This window comes from Microbispora triticiradicis, assembly GCF_005864065.1.
GTDB classification, from domain to species: domain Bacteria; phylum Actinomycetota; class Actinomycetes; order Streptosporangiales; family Streptosporangiaceae; genus Microbispora; species Microbispora triticiradicis.
Genome location: NZ_VANP01000010.1, coordinates 266,957 through 284,860 on the forward strand (window position 1 = coordinate 266,957; position 17,904 = coordinate 284,860).

At 72.5% G+C, this 17,904-nt stretch carries 13 protein-coding genes; 3 read left to right on the forward strand and 10 right to left on the reverse strand.

Features of this window, described 5'->3' with window-relative positions; genetic code table 11:
• Positions 1-28: 28 nt before the first annotated feature.
• The 6 genes from FED44_RS25265 to betA form a co-directional block, all read right to left on the reverse strand.
• A complete protein-coding gene (locus FED44_RS25265; protein ID WP_208759152.1) occupies positions 29-2,899 on the reverse strand; it encodes a 2Fe-2S iron-sulfur cluster-binding protein in 2,871 nt (956 codons plus the stop codon).
• Positions 2,896-3,174, reverse strand: coding sequence for a sarcosine oxidase subunit delta (locus tag FED44_RS36580; protein WP_208759153.1), 279 nt, complete (start codon positions 3,172-3,174; stop codon positions 2,896-2,898). The genes FED44_RS25265 and FED44_RS36580 overlap by 4 nt, the downstream gene beginning before the upstream one ends.
• Positions 3,175-3,188: 14 nt before the next feature.
• Complete coding sequence (locus FED44_RS25270; RefSeq protein ID WP_138462271.1) at positions 3,189-4,415, reverse strand: sarcosine oxidase subunit beta family protein; 1,227 nt, start codon at positions 4,413-4,415, stop codon at positions 3,189-3,191.
• Complete coding sequence (locus FED44_RS25275) at positions 4,412-6,880, reverse strand: GcvT family protein (protein WP_138462272.1); 2,469 nt, start codon at positions 6,878-6,880, stop codon at positions 4,412-4,414. Before FED44_RS25275 ends, FED44_RS25270 begins: the two co-directional genes overlap by 4 nt.
• Before the next feature lie 2 nt (positions 6,881-6,882).
• Positions 6,883-8,373 carry an aldehyde dehydrogenase family protein gene (locus tag FED44_RS25280; RefSeq protein ID WP_138462273.1) on the reverse strand — a complete coding sequence of 497 codons (1,491 nt, stop codon included), beginning with the start codon at positions 8,371-8,373 and terminating at the stop codon, positions 6,883-6,885.
• A gap of 86 nt (positions 8,374-8,459) precedes the next feature.
• Complete coding sequence (gene betA / locus FED44_RS25285) at positions 8,460-10,112, reverse strand: choline dehydrogenase (RefSeq protein ID WP_111699828.1); 1,653 nt, start codon at positions 10,110-10,112, stop codon at positions 8,460-8,462.
• Between the two features lie 113 nt (positions 10,113-10,225).
• Here betA and FED44_RS25290 point away from each other — a divergent pair, with 113 nt between their 5' ends.
• Positions 10,226-11,014, forward strand: coding sequence for an IclR family transcriptional regulator (locus FED44_RS25290; RefSeq protein WP_208759154.1), 789 nt, complete (start codon positions 10,226-10,228; stop codon positions 11,012-11,014).
• On the opposite strand, the gene FED44_RS25295 is transcribed toward FED44_RS25290, so the two are convergent.
• Genes FED44_RS25295 through FED44_RS25305 form a run of 3 tightly spaced genes read right to left on the reverse strand, consistent with a single transcriptional unit; the run spans position 10,992 to position 14,805 of the window.
• Positions 10,992-13,364: an FdhF/YdeP family oxidoreductase gene (locus tag FED44_RS25295; RefSeq protein WP_138462274.1), complete on the reverse strand. Its 2,373-nt coding sequence runs from the start codon at positions 13,362-13,364 to the stop codon at positions 10,992-10,994. The two genes, FED44_RS25290 and FED44_RS25295, sit on opposite strands and share 23 nt — an antisense overlap.
• Complete coding sequence (locus tag FED44_RS25300) at positions 13,361-14,491, reverse strand: aromatic ring-hydroxylating oxygenase subunit alpha (RefSeq protein WP_111699826.1); 1,131 nt, start codon at positions 14,489-14,491, stop codon at positions 13,361-13,363. The genes FED44_RS25295 and FED44_RS25300 overlap by 4 nt, the downstream gene beginning before the upstream one ends.
• Positions 14,488-14,805, reverse strand: coding sequence for a bifunctional 3-phenylpropionate/cinnamic acid dioxygenase ferredoxin subunit (locus tag FED44_RS25305; RefSeq protein WP_111699825.1), 318 nt, complete (start codon positions 14,803-14,805; stop codon positions 14,488-14,490). The genes FED44_RS25300 and FED44_RS25305 overlap by 4 nt, the downstream gene beginning before the upstream one ends.
• Before the next feature lie 159 nt (positions 14,806-14,964).
• On the opposite strand from FED44_RS25305, the gene pdhA reads away from it, so the two are divergent.
• The gene (gene pdhA, locus FED44_RS25310; RefSeq protein WP_208759155.1) at positions 14,965-16,095 is read left to right on the forward strand and encodes a pyruvate dehydrogenase (acetyl-transferring) E1 component subunit alpha; all 1,131 of its coding nucleotides are present in this window, start codon (positions 14,965-14,967) and stop codon (positions 16,093-16,095) included.
• 122 nt (positions 16,096-16,217) lie between these two features.
• The gene (locus FED44_RS25315; protein WP_138462276.1) at positions 16,218-17,123 is read left to right on the forward strand and encodes an SGNH/GDSL hydrolase family protein; all 906 of its coding nucleotides are present in this window, start codon (positions 16,218-16,220) and stop codon (positions 17,121-17,123) included.
• 13 nt (positions 17,124-17,136) lie between these two features.
• On the opposite strand, the gene FED44_RS25320 is transcribed toward FED44_RS25315, so the two are convergent.
• Complete coding sequence (locus FED44_RS25320) at positions 17,137-17,865, reverse strand: YqjF family protein (protein WP_138462277.1); 729 nt, start codon at positions 17,863-17,865, stop codon at positions 17,137-17,139.
• Positions 17,866-17,904 lie beyond the last annotated feature (39 nt).

The following is a 17,904-nucleotide window of genomic DNA, read 5'->3' on the forward strand; positions in this document are numbered from 1 at the left end:
AGATTCAGCCACAGACCCAGCCACAGACTCAGCCGTCACGGCGGGCTCCTTCCGGGTCGTACAGGACGTGGGAGGTCACGGTCACCGGCACCAGGTCGTCCCCGACCGGCGCGTACAACCGCTCGCCGACGCGCCCGCGCCCGCCGCTGACCAGCGCGAGCGCGAACGTCCGGCCGAGCGCGGCGCTGCGGTAGCTGGAGGTGACGAAGCCGAGCGCCCGCACCGGCGGCGCGGCCAGGGCAGTGGGCCGTGCAGTGGGCCGTGCAGTGGGCGCCACAGGGCCCGCCACAGGGGCGGAAACAAGGTGCGCGCCCTCGGGCAGCAGCACGCCGGGGTCCTCCGGCAGCAGGCCCACCAGGTGCCTGCGGTCGGGCCGGGACGTGTCCGCCCGCGCGTACGACCGCCTGCCGACGAAGTCGGCCTTCTTCTTCGAGACGATCCACTTCATGCCGAGGTCCTGCGGGGTGACCGTGCCGTCGGTGTCCTGGCCGACGATGGGATATCCCTTCTCCGCGCGCAGCACATGCATGGTCTCGGTGCCGTACGGCGTGACCTCGCCGGACGCCATGACCGCCTCCCACAGGGCGAGCCCGTACCAGGACGAGACGTTGATCTCGTAGGCAAGTTCGCCGGAGAAGCTGATCCGGCAGACCCGCGCCTCGATCCCGGCGACCTCGGCGTCCCGCCAGGTCATGAAGGGGAAGTCGGCGTTGCCGACGGCGAGGCCGGGGGCGAGGGCCGCGAGCACCTCGCGGGAGCGCGGCCCGGCGAGCGCGACCGTCGCCCACTGCTCGGTGACCGAGGTGCAGCGGACCCGCAGGTCCGGCCACTCGGTCTGCAGCCACTCCTCCATCCAGTCGAGCACCGCCGCCGCGTTGCCGGTGGTCGTGGTGACGAGGTAGTGGTCGTCCGTCAGGCGGATGGCGGTGCCGTCGTCGAAGACCATGCCGTCGGGGCGGCACATGACGCCGTAGCGGATGGAGCCGACCTTGAGGGTGCTCATCATGTTCGTGTAGAGCCGGTCCAGGAACACCCCCGCGTCAGGGCCGACCACGTCGATCTTCCCGAGTGTGGAGGCGTCCATCGCGCCCACGCCCTCCCGTACGGCGGCGCACTCGCGCAGCACCGCGGCGCCCATGTCCTCGCCGGGCCGGGGGTAGTACCAGGGCCGCTTCCACTGCCCGACGTTCTCGAACAGCGCGCCGCGTGCCACGTGCCACTCGTGCATGGCGGTGACGCGCACCGGGTCGTGCAGGGGCCCTCGGTCGCGGCCCGCCAGCGCGGCGAACGAGACCGGTGTGTACGGCGCGCGGAACGTCGTGGTCCCGAGCCCGGCGACGTCGACGCCGAGGGCGTGCGCCACGACGCCGCTGGTCAGCAGGCCGGAGGTCTTGCCCTGGTCGTGGGCCGTGCCCGCGGTGGTGTAGCGCTTGACGTGCTCGACCGAGGTGAGGCCCGCGCCGGTCGCGCGCAGCACCTCCGCCACCGTCACGTCACGCTGCAGGTCCACGAAGTGGGTGCCGTAGTCGCCCGACTCCACCAGCCACAGGTGCTCGGCGGGCGCGGCGGCGGGCTCCTCCTTTACCACCGGCACAGTAACCCCAGGCGCACCGAACCCGAGGGCGGCCAGCGCGCGGCGGCCCGCCTCGGCGCCGTCCGCCAGGCAGTCGCGCAGCATCGTCACGCCGGCGGCGAACCCGGCGGCCTCGGCCGCCTGACGGGTCTCGCCGGGGACGAACGCGCCCAGCCCCTCGTCGTACCGCAGGGTGCCCCCGGCCTGGCTGAACAGGTGGGCCACCGGCGTCCAGCCACCGGACACGAGCAGCAGGTCGGCGGCGACCTCCCTGGTCCCGCGGCCGGAGCGGGGGGCGATCTCGGCCCCGGTGACCTCGCCCTCGCCCTTCGCCGCCGTCACCACGTGCCCGGTGAGGACCTCGATGCCGCGTTCCGCGCACCGGTCCGCCCAAGCACTGCCCGGTTCCCGCCGTACGTCGGCCACGGCGGCGATCTCGATCCCGGCGTCGGCGAGGTCGAGCGCCGCCGCGTAGGCGGTGTCGTTGGTGGTGAACACGACCGCCCGGCGGCCGGGCAGCACGCCGTACTGGTTCACGTAGGTGCGGGCGGCGCCGGCCAGCATGACGCCGGGCAGGTCGTTTCCGGCGAAGGCGACGAACCGCTCGTGCCCGCCGGTGGCCAGCACCACGCGCTTCGCGCGGATCCGCCAGACGCGTTCGCGCGCCATGCCGGGCGGGGCCGCCGCGCCGAGGTGGTTGGTCCGCCGCTCGACCGCGACGACGTAGTTGTCGTCGTAGTGGCCGATGACGGTGGTGCGGCGCAGCACGCGCGTGTCCGGCAGGGCGGTCAGCGCGGCGATCTCGGCGGACGCCCACGCGCGGCCCGGCCGGCCGTCCACCGTCTCGGTCGTGCCGAGCAGGCCGCCGCCCGGCTCGGGCCGCTCGTCGGCGAGAATGACCCGCGCACCGGCCCGCGCGGCCACGCCCGCGGCGGCGATGCCGGCCGGTCCCGCGCCGACCACGAGCACGTCGCAGTGCGTGTGGACGGCGTCGTACCGCGCCGGGTCGGGCCGGTCGGCCAGCCTTCCCCGCCCCGGGAGCCCGGTGGCGACCAGGCCGTCGTACAACTCGACGGTCGTGGCCGTGAGCATCGGCTCGGGGAACGGCTCCTCGATCTGGACGACCGCGTTGGGCTCCTCGCAGCCCGCGGCGTAGACGCCGCGCGGGCGGCCGAGCCTGACGCTGCTCGCGACCGTGCGCACGCCGTTGGCCAGCAGCGCCGAAGCCAGCGTGTCGCCCGCCAGGCCTTCGAGGTCGCGGCCGTCGAACCGGAAGCGCAGGACCCGCCCGGTCACACCCTCGCGGCGGTACGGCCGGCCGCTCATGTGATCACCGGCCGCGGCTCGCCGGCCCGGTAGACGGCGTGGATCTCGTTGGTGGCGGTGTCCCGTACGGCGTTGAACCAGCGGCGGCACCCGGCCGCGTGGCTCCACCGCTCCGCGAACAGGCCCTTGGGGTTGTCGCGGAAGAACAGGTAGCGGGCCCACTCCTCGTCGGAGAGGGCGGCCGGGTCCTCCGGATGGGCGACGTGCGCCTGCCCTCCGTAGTGGAACTCGGCCTCGTCCCGCGGCCCGCACCACGGGCAGGCGATCAGCAGCATCTGCGCTCCGAGAACTAGTGGGCGACGGCGGCGGCGCCGTGCTCGTCGACGAGCCTGCCGGTGGTGAACCGGTCGAGTGAGAAGGGGGCGTTGAGCGGGTGCGGCTCGCCGGTCGCCACGGTGTGCGCGTAGCACCAGCCGACGCCCGGGGTGGCCTTGAACCCGCCGGTTCCCCAGCCGCAGTTCACGTAGAGGTCCTCGACCGGGGTGAGCCCGACGACGGGTGAGGCGTCGGGGGTGACGTCCACGACGCCGCCCCAGGTGCGCAGCACGTGCGCGCGGGCGAAGACCGGGAACAGTTCCAGCGCGGCCGCCATCTGCCGCTCGATGATGTGGAACGCCCCGCGCTGCCGGTAGGAGTTGGCCGTGTCGATTCCGGCGCCCATGACCAGTTCGCCCTTGTGCGCCTGGCTGACGTACACGTGGACGGCGTTCGACATGACCACGGTGGGGTGCACCGGTTCGAGCAGTTCCGACACCAGCGCCTGCAACGGGTGGCTCTGCAGCGGCAGCGGCACGCCCGCGAACCCGGCGACCATCGAGGAGTGTCCGGCGGCGGCCAGCGCGACCTTCTTCGCGGCGATCGGGCCGCGGGTGGTCCGCACCCCGGTCACCCGGCCGTCGCGCACGTCGAGGCCGGTCACCTCGCAGTGCTCGATCAGGTCGACCCCGAGGTCCGCCGCCGCTCTGGCGAAGCCCCAGGCCACGTAGTCGTGCTTGGCGATCCCGGCCCTCGGCTGGAAGGTGGCGCCGAGCACCGGGTAGCGCACGTCCGGAGAGATCTCGACGATCGGGCAGACCTCCTTGACCTGCTCCGGCGTCAGCCACTCGGCGTCGACGCCGTTCAGCCGGTTGGCGTTGACCCGGCGCACGCTCTCGCGGACGTCCTGCATACTGTGCGCGAGGTTGAGCACGCCGCGCTGGCTGAACAGCAGCGGATAGCCGAGGTCCTCCTCCAGGCCCTCCCACAGCTTCAGCGCGTGCTCGTAGATGCCCGCGCTCTCGTCCCACAGGTAGTTCGACCGGATGATGGTGGTGTTGCGGGCCATGTTGCCGCCCGCGAGCCAGCCGCGCTCCAGCACCGCGACGTCGGTGATCCCGTGGTTCTTGGCCAGGTAGTACGCCGTGGCGAGGCCGTGGCCGCCGCCGCCGACGATCACCACGTCGTACGACCGCTTGGGCTCGGCGGAGCGCCACAGCCGGTCGGGGTGGTCCGGCATTGGATCGGGCATAGGGTTCATCGGGCCTCCCCGGTCCCGCGCAGTCGTTCCATCACGGGGTCGAACAGGGGCTCCTCGGCGACCACGGCGGTCACCCGGCGGTCGAAGTAGCCGATCTCCAGCGTCCGGCCGGGCGTGGCCAGCGCGGCGGGCAGCCAGGCGTAGGCGATGCCCTTGCCGATCGTGTAACCGAAGGCCGCGCTGGTGACGTAGCCGACGCCCGTGTCGCCGTCGTACACCGGCTCCCTGCCCATGACCACCTGGACGGGGTCGTCGATGGTCAGGCAGGTGAGGCGGCGGCGCACGTTCTCCTTGCGCCGCTCCAGCGCCGCGCGGCCGACGAAGTCGCCCTTGTCCATCTTCACGGCGAACCCGAGCCCGGCCTCGTACGGGTCGTGCTCGAAGGTCATGTCGGTGCCGAAGGACCGGTAACCCTTCTCCAGCCGGAGGCTGGCGAACGCGCCGCGCCCGCCCGCGATGATCCCGTGCTCCTGCCCGGCCTCCCACAGGGTGTCCCACAGCTTCGCGCCGAGGTCGGCCGTCGTGTAGAGCTCCCAGCCCAGCTCGCCGATGTACGACAGCCGCAGCGCGGTGACCGGCACGGCGCCGACGTACGCCTTCTTGGCCCGGAAGTAGCGGAAGCCCTGGTTGGAGAAGTCGGCGCCGGTCAGCGGCTGCACGAGGTCGCGGGCGCGCGGCCCCCAGACGCCGAGGCAGCAGGTGCCGGCGGTGATGTCGCGGACCACGACCGACCCGTCCTCCGGCAGGTGGCGGTGGAGCCAGTCCAGGTCGAGGTTGCCGTTCGCGCCGACCTGGAACGTGTCGCGGCCCAGCCGGGCGACGGTGACGTCGCTGCGGATGCCGCCGTCCACGTCGAGCAGCAGGCAGTAGGTCACCGAGCCGACCGACTTGTCCATCTGGCCGGTCGTCAGCCGCTGGAGGAAGGCGAGGGCGCCGGGGCCGGCGACCTCCAGGCGTTTCAGCGCGGTCATGTCGTACAACGCGACGGTCTCGCGGGACGCCCGGGCCTCCGCGCCGACGATCGGCGACCAGTAGCGGGCGGCCCAGTCGCCGGGCGCCGGGATGTCCCCGCCCTCCAGCAGGCGGGCGTTGGCGCCGTACCACTGCGGCCGTTCCCAGCCGGACGCCTCGAGGAAGTACGCGTCCAGCTCGCGCTGCCGGGCGTGGAAGGGGCTGAGGCGCAGCGGCCGCGGCTCCTCCATCGGCTGGAGCGGGTGGATGATGTCGTAGACCTCGACGAAGTTCCGACAGCCGCGGGCCAGCACGTAGTCGGGCGCGAGCTGGTGCGGCTCGAACCGGTTGACGTCGCACTCGTGCAGGTCGAAGGACGAGCAGTGGCCGTCGACCAGCCACTCGGCCATCGCCCTGCCGACCCCGGCGGAGTGGGTCACCCAGACCGCCTCGGCGACCCAGAAGCCCTTCACGTCGGGCGACTCGCCCAGCAGCGGCATGTGGTCCTGGGTGAAGGAGAACACCCCGTTGATGCCCTCGTCGATCTCCACCGCGCGGGTGCCGGGCAGCAGCCGCCGGGTCTCGGTCCAGGCGTCCTCGAAGTCCTCGGGAGTGAAGGCGAGCACCGACGGCATCACCTCGGCCTCGTCCACCGGCAGCAGGTCCTCGGGCCGGACCGGCATCGGCCGGTGGCCGTAGTAGCCGACGCCGACGCCGCCGGAGCGCTGGCGGTAGTAGAGGTCGGCGTCCTGGTGCCGCAGGATCGGCAGCGTCGCCTCCTCGGTGTGTCCTTCCAGCCCGGGCACCGGCCCGGTCCAGGCGAGCTGGTGGGCGAGGGGGGTGAGCGGCAGCGGCATGCCCGCCATCGCGGCGACCTTCGGCCCCCAGATGCCGGCGCAGCACACCACGACGTCCGCGGCGATCTCGCCCTGGCCGGTCACGACCGCGGCCACCCGGCCGTCCTCGGTGCGGATGTCCAGCACCTCGCGCCGCTCCAGCACCCGTACGCCGCGCGACCTGGCCCGGCGCAGCTGCGCCTCGACCGCGCGTACGGCCTTGGCGATCCCGTCGGTGGGGATGTGGAGACCGCCGAGCACGACGCCTGGGTCGAGCAGGGGAAAGAGCTCCGCGCATTCGGCGGGGGTGAGCAGGCGCGATTCGACACCCCAGGAGGTGGCCCAGCCGTGCCGCCGGTGCAGCTCGGCGAGCCGCTCGGGGGTGGTGGCCACCTCCAGGCCGCCGACCTGGAGGAAGCAGGGCTCGCCGTCGAGGTCGAGCGAGCTGAGCTTCTCGACGGTGTAGCGCGCCATCCGGGTCATGGTCTTCGACCCGTTGATCTGGAAGACCAGGCCGGGCGCGTGCGAGGAGGAGCCGCCGGTCGCGGGCACCGGGCCCTGGTCGACCACCGTGACGTCCGTCCAGCCGCGGGCCGACAGTTCGTCGGCGAGCGCCGCGCCGACGACGCCGGCCCCGATGACGACGACGCGCGGGCCCGTCGTGGTCACGTGTTCCATGTTCACGCTCCTCGGCCGGCGTCGCGCGGCCTGAACCAGTGCTGGGGACGGGGATCGGTGTTCTGCCACACGTGCTTGATCTCGCGGTACTCGTCCAGGCCCGTGGGGCCGAGCTCGCGGCCCACCCCGGACTGCTTGAAGCCGCCCCACTCCGCCTGCGGCACGTACGGGTGGTAGTCGTTGATCCACACCGTCCCGTGCCGCAGCCGGGCGGCCACCCGCTGCGCCTTTCCCGCGTCCCGCGTCCAGACGGCGCCCGCGAGGCCGTAGTCGGTGTCGTTGCCCAGGGCGACCGCCTCGTCCTCGCCGGAGAAGCGCTCCACGGTCAGGACCGGCCCGAACGACTCCTCCCTGACCACGCGCATCTCGCGGTGGCATCCGTCGAGCACCGTGGGGCGGTAGTAGAACCCGCCGGCCAGCTCCGGCTCGTCCGGCCGCCGCCCGCCGCAGCGGAGCTTCGCGCCCTCGGCGAGACCGGCCTCGACGTACGCCTCCACCTTGGCCAGGTGCGCGGCGGAGATCAGCGGACCGGTCTCCGCCTCGGGGTCGAACGGCCCGCCCAGCCGGATGTCCTCGGCCCGGCGGGCGACCTCGGCCACGAAGGCGTCGTGGATCGGGTCCTCCACCAGCAGGCGGGCGCCGGCCGAGCAGACCTGGCCCGAGTGCAGGAAGACCGCGGTCAGCGCGAAGTCGACCGCGGTCTCGAAGTCGGCGTCGGCGAAGACGATGTTGGGGTTCTTGCCGCCGAGCTCCAGCGCGACCCGTTTCACGGTCGCCGCCGCCGAGGCCATCACGCGCCGCCCGGTCGCGAGGCCGCCGGTGAACGACACCATGTCGACGTCCGGGTGCTCGGCGAGCGGCGCCCCGGCCTCCGGGCCCGCGCCGAGCACGAGGTTGGCCACGCCCGGGGGCAGGCCCGCCTCCTCCAGCAGCCGCATCAGCAGGACGGCCGTACTGGGGGTGAGCTCGCTCGGCTTCAGCACGAAGGTGTCGCCCGCCGCGAGCGCGGGCGCGACCTTCCAGGAGGTCTGCAGCAGGGGGTAGTTCCAGGGGGTGATGAGCCCGCACACGCCGAGCGGCTCGTGGACCACCCGGCTGACCGCGTCGGCCCTGCCGGTGTCGATCACCCGGCCCGCGTCGGTGCCGGCGATGCCGCCGAAGTAGCGGAAGCACCGGACGACGTCGTCCACGTCGTACTCGCTCTCGGCGAGCCGCTTGCCCGTGTCCAGCGACTCGGCCCGCGCGATCGCCGCCCTGTCGCGCTCGATCAGGTCGGCCGTCCGCAGGAGCAGCCGTCCCCGTTCACCCGCGGGCGTACGCGGCCAGGGGCCCGTGTCGAACGCGTGCCGCGCCGCCGCGATCGCGGCCTCGGTATCGGCGCGGGTGGCCTCCGCGACGGTCGCGACGACCGAGCCGTCGGCCGGGCATCGGATCGTACGGCGTCCGCCTGCGACGGCGTCGGTCCAGGCGCCACCGATGAAGAGGTCCGCCACGGGCAGCGCCTTCCGATCACAGTCGTTGCGTAATACGCACCTGTTTGCTTATCGAGGAACAGAATCGATCCCAGACACGGGCTCCGTCAAGGCGTGATCCCTGGCGTGTGACGGTAGAAGTCGGCCTCGGCGGGCGGGAGGGGGGTGTTGCCGAGGATCAGGTCGGCCGCCTTCTCGGCGACCATCATCACCGGGGCGTAGATGTTGCCGTTCGTGACATATGGCATGACCGAGGCGTCCACCACCCGCAGGCCCTCCAGGCCGTGCACGCGCATGCTGTCGGGGTCCACCACCGACATCTCGTCCACGCCCATCCTGGCGGTGCAGGACGGATGGAGGGCCGTCTCGCCGTCCCTGGCCACCCAGTCGAGGATCTGCTCGTCCGTCGCGACCGACGGCCCGGGGGAGATCTCGCCGGCGCTGAACTCCTGGAGGGCAGGCTGGCCCAGGATCGCGCGGGTGACCCTGATGGCCTCGACCCACTCCCGCCGGTCCTGCTCGGTGGACAGGTAGTTGAACCGCAGGGCGGGCTTCACCCCCGGGTCGGCGCTCTTGATCTTCACGCTGCCGCGTGCGTCGGAGTACATCGGCCCGACGTGCACCTGGTAGCCGTGCCCGCCGGCCGGGGAGCTGCCGTCGTAGCGCACCGCGATGGGCAGGAAGTGGAACATCAGGTTCGGGTACGCCACGTCCTCGTTGCTCCGCACGAAGCCGCCCGCCTCGAAGTGGTTGGTCGCCCCCGGCCCGGAGCGCAGGAACAGCCACTGCGCGCCGATCCACGGCCGGTGCCGCCACTTGAGGTACGGCTGCATTGACACCGGCCGCCTACAGGCGTGCTGGACGTAGACCTCCAGGTGGTCCTGGAGGTTCTCCCCCACGCCGGGCAGGTCGTGGACCACCTCCACGCCGAGGGCCCGCAGTTCGGCGGCGTTGCCCACGCCCGAAAGCTGGAGCAGTTGCGGGGTGTTGATCGCGCCGCCGCACAGGACGACCTCGCCCGCGCGGACGACCCGCCCGTCGCACTCGACCCCGACCGCCCGTCTCCCCTCGAACACGATCCTCGTGACGTACGCCCTGGTCCTGATCTCCAGGTTCGGCCGCTTCCGCACGGGGTGGAGGTAGGCGCGGGCTGCCGACAGGCGGCGGCCGCGCCGGATGTTGCGGTCGAAGCGGGCGAAGCCCTCCTGGCGGTAGCCGTTCACGTCGTCCGTGAGCGGGTAGCCCGCCTGCTGCACGGCCTCGAAGAAGGCCGGGAACAGCGGGCTCGCCGCCGGGCCGCGCTCCAGCACGAGCGGCCCGTCGTGCCCGCGCCGGGGATCGTCCGGGTCCGCCGCCAGGCAGTTCTCCATCCGCCTGAAGTACGGCAGGCAGTGCGCGTAGTCCCAGTTCTTCATCCCGGGATCGGCGCCCCAGCGCTCGTAGTCCATCGGGTTGCCCCGCTGGAAGATCATCCCGTTGATGCTGCTCGACCCGCCGAGCACCTTCCCCCTGGCGTGGTAGATCCGGCGGCCGTGCATGAACGGCTCGGGCTCCGACTCGTACTTCCAGTCGTAGAAGCGGCTGCCGATCGGGAAGGTCAGCGCGGCCGGCATGTGGATGAACACGTCCCACAGGTAGTCGGGACGGCCCGCCTCCAGGACCAGCACCCGGGTGGACGGGTCGGCCGACAGCCGGTTCGCCAGCGCGCTGCCCGCGGAACCGCCACCGACGATGACGAAGTCGTACTGCTGAGCGGTCAATCTGCCCTCGTCTCACTCGCGTCCGTACGGGGACCGCCTAAAAGGGGAGGTTTAGTGCAAATCGTATCGTCATGATCGCTGGCCGTTCCGGGTGAAGCGCTACAGTCTCGGCTGTGAGCAACGACGCTTCCGCCGCCAGGTCCGAGGCCTCCGGTGGCGGCGTGCAGTCCGTGGACCGGGCGGTCAGCATCATGGAGATCCTCGCCAGGCGCGGGGAGGCCGGGGTCACCGAACTCGCGGCCGAGATCGAGGTGCACAAGTCGACCGCGTTCCGGCTGCTGGGCGCGCTGGAGGCACGCGGGCTGGTCGAGCAGGCCGAGGACCGCGGCAAGTACCGCCTCGGCTTCGGCCTCGTCCGCCTCGCCGGGAGCGTCTCCATGCGGATGGACGTGACGCAGCGGAGCAGGCCCGTCTGCCGGCGGCTCGCCGAGGAGATCGGCGAGACGGTGAACATCGCCGTCCTGCGGTCGCACTACGCGGTCAACCTCGACCAGGTGCGCGGGCCCGCCGCCGTCACCGCGCACAACTGGGTGGGCCAGCTCACGCCCCTGCACGCGACGTCGAGCGGGAAGGTCCTGCTGGCCCATCTCGACCGGCGGCACCGCGAGGACCTGCTGCGCGCGGCCGGCCTGGAGCGATACACGCCCGGCACGGTGACCTCCGTGGAGGACCTCGAACGCGAGCTGGCCAGGGTGCGCGAGCACGGCTACGCCCTTTCGCTGGAGGAGCTGGAGGTGGGCCTGAACGCGATCGCCGCCCCGGTGCGCTCCTTCCGGGGCGAGGTCGTGGCGGCGGTCAGCGCGTCCGGGCCCGCCTACCGCTTCAGCGAGGAGCGCATGCGTGAGACGGCCCCCGTCCTGCTGCGGGGCGCCGAGGAGATCAGCCACCGCCTCGGCGGATAGCCGTCTCCCCCGCCGGGCCTCCCGCCGCGTCTCCCACCGTGTCTTCCGCCGCACGGCGCAGCCGTACGACGACGCTCTTGGAGGTGGGCGTGTTCGACGTCTCCGCCACCGAGTCCAGGGGCACCAGCACGTTCGTCTCCGGGAAGTACGCCGCGCAGCAGCCCCGCGCCGTCGGATAGGCGACCGCGCGGAACCCCTCGGCCACACGCTCGCCGTCCGCCCACTCGCTGACGATGTCCAGCATGTCGCCGTCCGCGAGCCCGCGCTCGGCGAGGTCGTCGGCGTGGACGAAGATCACCCGCCGCCCGTTCCTGATGCCGCGGTAGCGGTCGTCCAGGCCGTAGATCGTGGTGTTGTACTGGTCGTGGCTGCGGATCGTCTGCAGCAGGAGGCGGCCCGGCGGCACCCGCAGCACCTCCAGCGCGTTCACCGTGAAGTTCGCCTTTCCCGTGGCCGTGGGGAAGCGGCGCTCGTCGCGCGGCGCGTTCGGCAGCGCGAAGCCGCCCGGCCCGCGCACCCTCGCGTTGAAGTCGTCGAACCCGGGCACGACCCGCTCGATGCGCTTCCTGATCGCGTCGTAGCCGGCCTCGAACTCGGCCCACGGCACGTGCGGGTCGTCGCCGAACAGCTCGCGGGCCAGCCGGCACACGATCGCCACCTCCGACAGCAGCACGTCCGACGCGGGGCGGAGCCGGCCGCGCGAGGCGTGCACCATGCCCATCGAGTCCTCGACCGTGACGAACTGCTCGCCGCCGGCCTGGACGTCCCGCTCGGTACGGCCGAGCGTGGGCAGGATCAGCGCCTGCTCGCCGCACACGGCGTGGGACCGGTTCAGCTTGGTCGACACCTGCACGGTGAGCCGGCAGCGGCGCAGGGCCGCCTCCGTCGCGGCGGTGTCCGGCGTCGCCGAGACGAAGTTGCCGCCCATGGCGAAGAACACCCGGGCGTCCCCGTCCCGCATGGCCCGGATGGCCTCCACGGTGTCGTGGCCGTGCTCGCGCGGCGGCGGGAAGCCGAATTCCTCCTCCAGCGCGTCGAGGAACTCCGGCTTGGGCTTCTCGTAGATGCCCATCGTCCGGTCGCCCTGCACGTTGGAGTGCCCGCGTACGGGACACACGCCCGCGCCGGGACGCCCGACGTTGCCGCGCAGCAGCAGGAAGTTGACGACCTCCCTGATCGTCGGGACCGATTTGCGGTGCTGGGTCAGGCCCATCGCCCAGCAGACCACGACCGAGCGGGCGGCGAGCACGTCGCGGGCCGTCTCCTCGATCTCGGCGCGGGTCAGCCCGGTCGCCTCGATCACCTCGGCCCAGTCCGGACCGGCACCGTCGCGCCCGCGCAGGTGCTTCTCCCAGTCCTCGAAGCCATGCGTGTGCGCCTCGACGAACTCGCGGTCCACCACCGTGCCGGGCGCGGCGTCCTCGGCCTCCAGCAGGAGCAGCGACAGCGCCTGGAACAGCGCCAGATCGCCCCCGAGGCGGATCTGCAGGAACCGGTCGGACAACGCCGTCCCGGTCCCGGCGAGGCCGGAGGCCTTCTGCGGGTTCTTGAACCGCAGCAGCCCGGCCTCCGGCAGCGGGTTGACCGACACGATCCGCGCGCCGCCCCGCTTCGCCCGTTCCAGCGCGGTGAGCATGCGCGGATGGTTGGTGCCCGGGTTCTGGCCCACCACGAAGATCAGGTCGGCCCGGTGCAGGTCGTCGAGCAGCACCGTGCCCTTGCCGATGCCGAGCGTCTCGGTCAGCGCCGAGCCGCTCGACTCGTGGCACATGTTGGAGCAGTCGGGCAGGTTGTTGGTGCCGAACCGGCGGACGAGGAGCTGGTAGGCGAAGGCGGCCTCGTTGGACGTGCGGCCGGAGGTGTAGAAGATCGCCTGATCGGGGTGGTCGAGCGCGCGCAGCTCACGCGCGACGACGCCGAAGGCGTCCTGCCACGAGATGGGCTCGTAACGGTCCGAACCGGCCGGCTTGTACATCGGCTCGGTGAGCCGGCCCTGCTGGCCCAGCCAGTAGTCGCTGCGCCGGGCCAGCTCGTCCACCGGATGCTCGGCGAAGAAGTCCCGGGTGACCCGGCGGACCGTCGCCTCCTCGGCCACCGCCTTGGCGCCGTTCTCGCAGAACTCGGCGGGGCTGCGGTGTCCGTCGCCCTCCGGCCAGGCGCACCCCGGGCAGTCGAAACCGGTCTTCTGGTTGACCCGGAGCAGAGTGAGCAGCGTCCGCCCCGCGCCCATCTGGCGGTACGCCGTGCCCAGCGCGTGGCCGACCGCCGGGACCCCGCCCGCCCATGCCTTGGGCGAGCCGATCTCCAGCCGCTCGTCTCCGACGTCCTCCCGAGGCGCCTTACGCGTCACCCTGCATCTCCTCCGACCTCACTCAGCCTGCCGCGTACCCAATCATGGAACAGGCCGATGTGGTGCTCGCTCGGCACCAGCACCCCGCCCCGGGCGTACGTGCGGGAGCTCATCGACGGCTGCGTGCGCTCGCAGGCCTCGAAGTCCTGCTCGTTGACCCGGTGGAACAGCTCCACCGAGCGGCTGACGTCCTTGCCTGCCGCCACGACCTCCGGTAGGTACAGCCAGTCGCACTCCACGACCGTCCGGTCCGCCGCGAGCGGGAACATCCGGTGCACGATCACGTGGTCGGGCACCATGTTGACGAAGACCTGCGGCTTGATGGTGATCGCGTAGTAGCGCCGGTCCTGGTCCTCCCGGATGCCCGGGATCCGGTCGAGCCCCTCGGAGCCGTCGACCGTGAACCCCCGGATCTCCTCGCCGAACGACGCGCCGTGGCCCACGTAGTACTGCGCCGCGTAGCCGCCGGCGAACTCCGGCAGCACCTCGGTCAGCTCCGGGTGGATGGTCGCGCAGTGGTAGCACTCCATGAAGTTCTCGACGATGAGCTTCCAGTTCGCCCTGACGTCGTACCGGATCCTGCGGCCGAGCGCCAGGTTGGCGACGTCGTAGTTGTCGAGGGAGGCCACGTCGCCGAGCCGGGTGCGCACCTCGCCGAGCACGTCCTCCTCGAACGAGGGCGGCTCGTCGGCCAGGCAGACCCACACGTAGCCCAGCCACTCCCGCACCGCCACGTTCACCAGGCCGTACTCGACCCGGTCGAGGTCGGGCATCTTGGTGAGGTTGGGCGCCGCGATCAGCCTGCCGTCGAAGTCGTACGTCCACGCGTGGTACGGGCACTGGAAGGCCCGCCTGGCCTCGCCGGACTCCTCCGTGCGCAGCCGCGCGCCGCGGTGGCGGCAGACGTTGTAGAAGGCGCGGATCGAGCCGTCCCGCGCCCGGGTGACCAGGATGTTCTCGGCGCCGACCTGCACGGTCCGGAACGCCCCGGGCTTCGGCAGGTCCGAGGCCCGCACGGCGCAGAACCACATCGCCTCGAAGACGCGCTCGCACTCCCGCGCGAAGACTTCCGGGTCGGTGTAGGAGGCGCCCGGCAGCGTGGCGATCAGACTGGGCGGCAGGCTCACGGCTGCGGCTCCCGCGACGGGATCACGTAGATCGTGTCGTCCTCCACGACCACCGTGTGCGTCCGCACCGGCAGCTTGGCGGGAGGGCTGTCCACCTTGCCCGTGCGCAGGTCGAAGCGCGAGGCGTGCAGGGGGCACTCGACCTCGCACCCTTCCAGCCAGCCGTCCGCCAGTGAGGCGTCCTGATGCGTGCAGGTGTCGTCGACGGCGTAGATCTCCCCGTCCTCCGTGTGGAAGACCGCGATCGGCGGCTCGGCGTCCAGGCGGAACGCCTCTCCCCGCGGCAGGGACCGGAGGGGACACACAGGAATCATCGGCGTCCTTGGGTGTAAGTCGGCACAGTTGTGTAAGCCGAAACTCCTAGCGCTATGCGCAACACACTGAGGTCACCCGCGTCCGGTGTCAATAGGGGGCCAATAGGTGGAAAGCGGACGTCGGCCATGTCGGGTGAGCCGAGAGGCCCGGCACCCGCGATGATTGTCCTTCGCGTTCTTCACCGTTCTCAGAGAGGAGACGACGTGCGGCGCCAGGACGAGGCCGAAGATCTGGTCCAGTTGCTCACGCCGGAAGGCGAACGTGTCGTGCACCCCGGGTACGACCTGGACCTGTCGAAGAGCCAGTACCGAGGGCTGTACCGCGACATGACGCTGGTACGGCGGCTGGACCGGGAGGCCTTCGCCCTCCAGCGCCTGGGTGAGCTGGGCATGTGGATCCCCTGCCTGGGGCAGGAGGCCGCGCAGATCGGCTCGGGCCGCGCGCTGGAGCCGGACGACCACGTGTTCCCCTCCTACCGGGAGCACGGCGTCGCCTGGTGCCGGGACATCCCTCCGCTCACGCTCATGGGGATGTTGCGCGGCACCACGAACGGCGGCTGGGACCCCCACCACACCGGCTTCCACCTCTACACGATCGTCCTCGGCGCGCAGACCCTGCACGCCGTGGGTTACGCGATGGGGATGCGCAGGGACGGCGACTCCTCGGCCGTCGTGGCGTACTTCGGCGACGGCGCCGCGAGCGAGGGGGACGTGAGCGAGGCGTTCAACTTCGCCGCCGTCTACGACGCGCCGGTCGTCTTCTTCTGCCAGAACAACCAGTGGGCCATCTCGCACCCCGTGGACCGGCAGAGCCGGGCGCCGATCCACCGCCGGGCGCAGGGCTACGGCTTCCCCGGCGTGCGCGTGGACGGCAACGACGTGCTGGCCTGCCTCGCCGTGACGAGGGCCGCCCTGGAGCACGTACGCCGGGGCGACGGGCCGTTCCTCATCGAGGCCCACACCTACCGGATGGGCCCGCACACCACCTCCGACGACCCGGGACGGTACCGCCCGGCCGAGGAGGTGGAGGAGTGGCGGAAGAAGGACCCGATCGCGCGGATGCGGGCGTTCCTCCTGCGCGAGGGCCTGGCCGACGACGCGTTCTTCCGGGAGGTCGACGAGGAGGGCGACCGGCTCGCCATGGAACTGCGCGAGGGCGTCATCGCCATGCCGGATCCGCCGGTGGACGCCTTGTTCGACCACGTCTACACCGGCCGCCACGCGCAGCTGGAGGAGGAACGCGCCTGGTACACCGCCTATCTCGACCGGTTCGAGGAGCCGCGCGCCTGACCGGAGCCTGAACCACAGCCATGCCGCGCGCGGTGTCGCGGTGACGGCCGAGGCGAACCCGGGGCTCCAGCTGGGCGTCCAACAGCGACCCCACAACCGGCAACCGACCATGGAGCTCCCCAGTGGCCCTCGGCATCACCCCACGCTCCGTCCGGCGTACCGCGGCGACGGCCGCGCTGCTCGCCGCCTCGGTCTCCCCACTCCTGCCCGCCACCGTCGCCGCCGCCTCCACCGCTTCCACGGCCGGCACCGCCGTCACCGCGCGCTACGTCGCCCTCGGCGACTCGTACGCGTCCGGGGCGGGGCTGCCGGACCCCACGGACCCGCAGTGCGCGCGCTCCGGCCTCAACTATCCGTCGGTGCTCGCCCGGTCGTACGGCTCCCGCACCTTCCGGGACGTCACCTGCGGCGGCACGACCACCCGCGACCTGTGGCACCGGCAGGGCGCCAAGGCCCCGCAGTTACGCGCCCTGTCGAGGAACACGACCCTGGTCACGGTGACCATCGGCGGCAACGACATCGGCTTCTCCGGCATCATCGGCACCTGTGTCTCCGCCGCGCGGTCCGACCCCGCCGGCAGCCCGTGCCGGGCGGAGTACGCGAAGAGCGGACACGACGAACTCGCCCGCCGCATCAGGGCCCTGTCGCCCCGGATCGCCGCGATGCTGGCCGACGTCAGGCGGCGCAGCCCCCGGGCGACGGTCATGCTGGTCGGCTACCCCGCCCTGCTTCCCGAGAGCGGGGCCGCCTGCCCCTCGGTGGTCCCCTTCGCCAAGGGCGACTTCCCCTACCTGCGGGACACGGTGAAACGGCTCAACGGGGTGCTCCGCCAGCAGGCCCGGCGGGGCGGCGCGGTCTACGTCGACACCTACACGCCGACGATCGGGCACGACATGTGCGCGGGCGACGCGCGTTTCGTCGAACCGCTCGTCGTGGCCGCCGGGGTCGCGCCCGCGCACCCCAACCAGCAGGGACAGCGGGTCATGGCGTCCCTCGTCGCGGAGCGGATCGACCGGCTCCGCCGCTGACGGCGCCCGCGGGTCAGGCCGCCGGCACCGGCCGCCACATGCCGATCCGTACGGGCACGCCGGGCGACGCGTGGACGATCGGGTCGTGCCCCGGGTCGGGCAGGCCGGCCGCCCGCAGCAGCCCCTGCTCCAGCCCGGCCGTCCGGGCGTGGTGCAGGGGCCAGCGCGGGTGCTCGACCTCGGCGGTGGCCAGACGTCCGGCGACGACCGTGAAGAGCCGGTACCGCTCGACCAGGAAGTCGGCGAGCCCGCTCCGCCCGGCCTCCGTCACCGGCGCGCCGAGGTCGACGTCCGCGTCGCACCGCACGCCCGCGTGGCCTGGCCAGAGGCGCCGGCAGCGGTAGCTGCGCCGCGCCCCCGCGCCGCTCACGGACATGCGGGACCAGTAGTACGGCAGCCCGTAACCGGCCCGGGCGCCCAGCACGGCGGGGAGCCTCCCGGCGTCCAGCGACAGGAACCACAGGCCGCCGCGCCCCCGCGCGTCCCGCGCGTACGTCCGCACGTTGGTCTCGGGGAACCGCGACAGCCACGGCAGCGGCGGCAGGCCGGGCACCCGCACGTCCCGCATGAGGAACGGCGTGATCCCGACGTACGCGGACCCCTCGAAGGTGTCCACGGTGAGCCCGTCCGGCAGGAACCCCTGCACGACCTCGGGCGGATACCGCCAGTGGATGAAGGTGATGTCGGCCCAGCGGTGGTGCATCACCGGCTGCTCGACCCGTCCCGTCGGCATGAAGACCATGCCCCGGCATCTACCCAGGACGCCACAGGTCGGTCGTGA

What these genes read in the sequence shown, in the direction of transcription:
- FED44_RS25305 (WP_111699825.1), bottom strand. Translation starts at nt 14,805, where the DNA reads ATGATTCCTGTGTGTCCCCTCCGGTCCCTGCCGCGGGGAGAGGCGTTC.
- FED44_RS25265 (WP_208759152.1), bottom strand. Translation starts at nt 2,899, where the DNA reads ATGAGCGGCCGGCCGTACCGCCGCGAGGGTGTGACCGGGCGGGTCCTG.
- pdhA (WP_208759155.1), top strand. Translation starts at nt 14,965, where the DNA reads ATGATTGTCCTTCGCGTTCTTCACCGTTCTCAGAGAGGAGACGACGTG.
- FED44_RS25270 (WP_138462271.1), bottom strand. Translation starts at nt 4,415, where the DNA reads ATGAACCCTATGCCCGATCCAATGCCGGACCACCCCGACCGGCTGTGG.
- FED44_RS36580 (WP_208759153.1), bottom strand. Translation starts at nt 3,174, where the DNA reads ATGCTGCTGATCGCCTGCCCGTGGTGCGGGCCGCGGGACGAGGCCGAG.
- FED44_RS25320 (WP_138462277.1), bottom strand. Translation starts at nt 17,865, where the DNA reads ATGGTCTTCATGCCGACGGGACGGGTCGAGCAGCCGGTGATGCACCAC.
- FED44_RS25275 (WP_138462272.1), bottom strand. Translation starts at nt 6,880, where the DNA reads ATGGAACACGTGACCACGACGGGCCCGCGCGTCGTCGTCATCGGGGCC.